The following is a 2,285-nucleotide window of genomic DNA, read 5'->3' as shown; positions in this document are numbered from 1 at the left end:
GCACCTTTACTTTCATCATTTAATAGTGCGATCGCTCTCTCCCATATCTTCCGTTCTTTGAGATTCTGCATCAGAAGGAAACGCTAATCGAATATTAATATCAATTGATATTGTATTTCCATTCGTTTCTTCAAAACCTACATTAAGTATCTTTACTAATGGCTCTAAAGGCAAAGAATAATTTAATTTAGATTTAACAGAAGACTTAGTTTGACTTTTATATCCCGCACCTTCCAGAAAATTATTAATATTTCTCCAATTTCCTACCTTTTCGTTAGGTACATCTGGCATACTTTTAAAGTATTGGTATAAAGTTTTGCAAACATAAACTTCCACACCCTTCGGACTTTGCAATAGTTTGCGAGCCATTTCAGCCGGACTGTAGCCGCACAGCAATCCCCGCAGATAAAGCTTTTCCCGCTCAGTTAGTCCCTTTCTAGCGCGAGGAGCGCATTTGTGCTTAGCTTCCGCCAAATCTCGGTATAGCCTTTCTAAATCCCAGTTATTTGCAGCCTCGGCAAACATCTCATCGTTAGACATGGCAAGGGTTTTGGGTAAGTTGATAGTGTAATGCTAACCAAAAATTATAGTGTTTGTTAGCAGACAGTTAGTTGTGGCTAGTTTAGCATCGGTATAGCTCATAAGCTTGTGCTTGGTCAAAGGCTACTTTACTAAGTAAAAATACTCAAAGCTAAACAGCGATAAGGGAATGAATGTAAAGTTTTGTAAAAAATACCGATGTTTTGCGTAAAAAAAGCTGTTTTTCAGAGGTTTATAAAATGTCAAGTGATTTAGAAGACATACTAGGAAATGCCGCTGATAACTTTTTCAGTGCTGCTGCTGGCGGTCTTGGAAAAGCCATTGGAAACATGGCAGATAGAGCCTTTAAAGATCAAGAAGAAGATGAGTTTGTAGAGATTGACTCAGATGGTAAGGTTCATCCCTACAATCCCTCTCTATCTTCAAAAGGAGTAGCTTTGCGCGATCAAAAGGCTGAGTACTGAGGTAATTAACAATGACCAATATTGCTACTAATCGCGGACTATTATTTATGGGGGCTGATTTATCCAGACCCAGGATGGCAGTTGAAAGTGAGAAGATAAAACGCTACTTTTCACAGTTTGTCTTTAAAGGCTCAAAAGGAATTGTGACCTCTGTACAAGGGTATTTGACGACAGCAGACGGGAATTCTTACTACGTCAAAATAGAAGTTCCTGAAGACTACCCATACACTATGCCAAATATAAAGTTGCCGGAAACAACGATTGAGTCTGCTTGTCCTCATAGGTATAAAGACGGTGATTTATGTGTTATGAAGCCTGAGCAATGGTCTTCAAGCTACTCTTTAGCATTTATGGTAGCAAAGGCTGCAATATGGGTCAATAAATATGATGTTTGGAAACGTACTGGGCGCTGGCCTGGAAAACAGCAAGAACACTAATGAAAGAGCAAAATTCTTTACTTGATTTTGACCGGATAACCTACCTGCTAAATCCAGAACAGTTTGCTGATAAGCGTATCACTATTGTTGGTTTGGGTAGTGGTGGTACACCAGCCTGCGATCACCTTGTAATGAATGGCATTCGCATTTGGGAACTTTACGATCCAGATACTTTGGGAACTGAGAACCTTGTGAAGCATCCTCGAATGCGTAAAGACCTGGGGAAACTTAAAGTAGATATCCAGAAGGAGTGGATAGAAGACCGAAATCCAAATGCAGAGGTTGAAGCTTTTGCAGAAGATGTGATGAACTCCACCAAGTTTATTGAGTCAGTGCGTCGTTCAGATCTGGTGCTTTCTTGTTCAGATAAGAAGAGTGTCAGAGAGTTTGTGAGCGACCAATGTGTAGTAGCGAGAATTCCTTTTGTAACAGCTTCGGTGTTTCGTACAGGTATAGGAGGTGAAGTTTTCGGCTATATTCCAGATCAGACTGGTTGCTACAGATGCTTACAGCTGTACTCTGAACTTAATCACATTAACCTGTCTGATGATGCTTTAGGACTTACCGGAGAAGAGCAGCACAGAATTTATGGGGTTGAGGAACGGAAATTTCGTGCATCAGGACTATCGATTGATATTCAAATGATTGCTTTGATTCAAGTTCGCATGGCTCTGTCTATCCTATTGCAAGAGTCAACAGTGTTAATGCCTCGGCTGAAAAGTAACTGGATTGTGTATGCCAATAGACCTGCAAAAGGCATATTCCGGAGCCATTTTGAGGCAAAGCAGATGCTTTTGAAACCTCAAAAAGTATGTAACTGCACAGAGCAATCTCACCTACAGGG

The 2,285-nt window shown here is 40.4% G+C and carries 4 protein-coding genes; 3 read left to right on the top strand and 1 reads right to left on the bottom strand.

What is annotated here, in order from left to right:
* Positions 1–15: 15 nt before the first annotated feature.
* Positions 16–540: a DNA-binding response regulator gene (locus H6S82_RS29800; protein ID WP_242057161.1), complete on the bottom strand. Its 525-nt coding sequence runs from the start codon at positions 538–540 to the stop codon at positions 16–18.
* Positions 541–779: 239 nt separating this feature from the next.
* Here H6S82_RS29800 and H6S82_RS29795 point away from each other — a divergent pair, with 239 nt between their 5' ends.
* The 3 genes from H6S82_RS29795 to H6S82_RS29785 form a co-directional block, all read left to right on the top strand.
* On the top strand, positions 780–1,004 hold the full coding sequence (locus tag H6S82_RS29795) for a hypothetical protein (protein WP_190468698.1): 225 nt from the start codon (positions 780–782) through the stop codon (positions 1,002–1,004).
* 11 nt (positions 1,005–1,015) lie between these two features.
* Positions 1,016–1,441 carry a ubiquitin-conjugating enzyme E2 gene (locus tag H6S82_RS29790; protein WP_190468701.1) on the top strand — a complete coding sequence of 142 codons (426 nt, stop codon included), beginning with the start codon at positions 1,016–1,018 and terminating at the stop codon, positions 1,439–1,441.
* A partial coding sequence (locus H6S82_RS29785) for a ThiF family adenylyltransferase (RefSeq protein WP_191057217.1) occupies positions 1,441–2,285 on the top strand: 845 nt, incomplete at its 3' end. The genes H6S82_RS29790 and H6S82_RS29785, both read left to right, overlap by 1 nt.

The sequence above is a fragment of the Planktothrix sp. FACHB-1355 genome, assembly GCF_014748295.1.
Taxonomy (GTDB): Bacteria; Cyanobacteriota; Cyanobacteriia; order Cyanobacteriales; family Aerosakkonemataceae; genus Aerosakkonema; species Aerosakkonema funiforme_A.
Note: the sequence above shows the minus strand (reverse complement) of the source record. Positions and strands in the feature narration are given on the sequence as shown.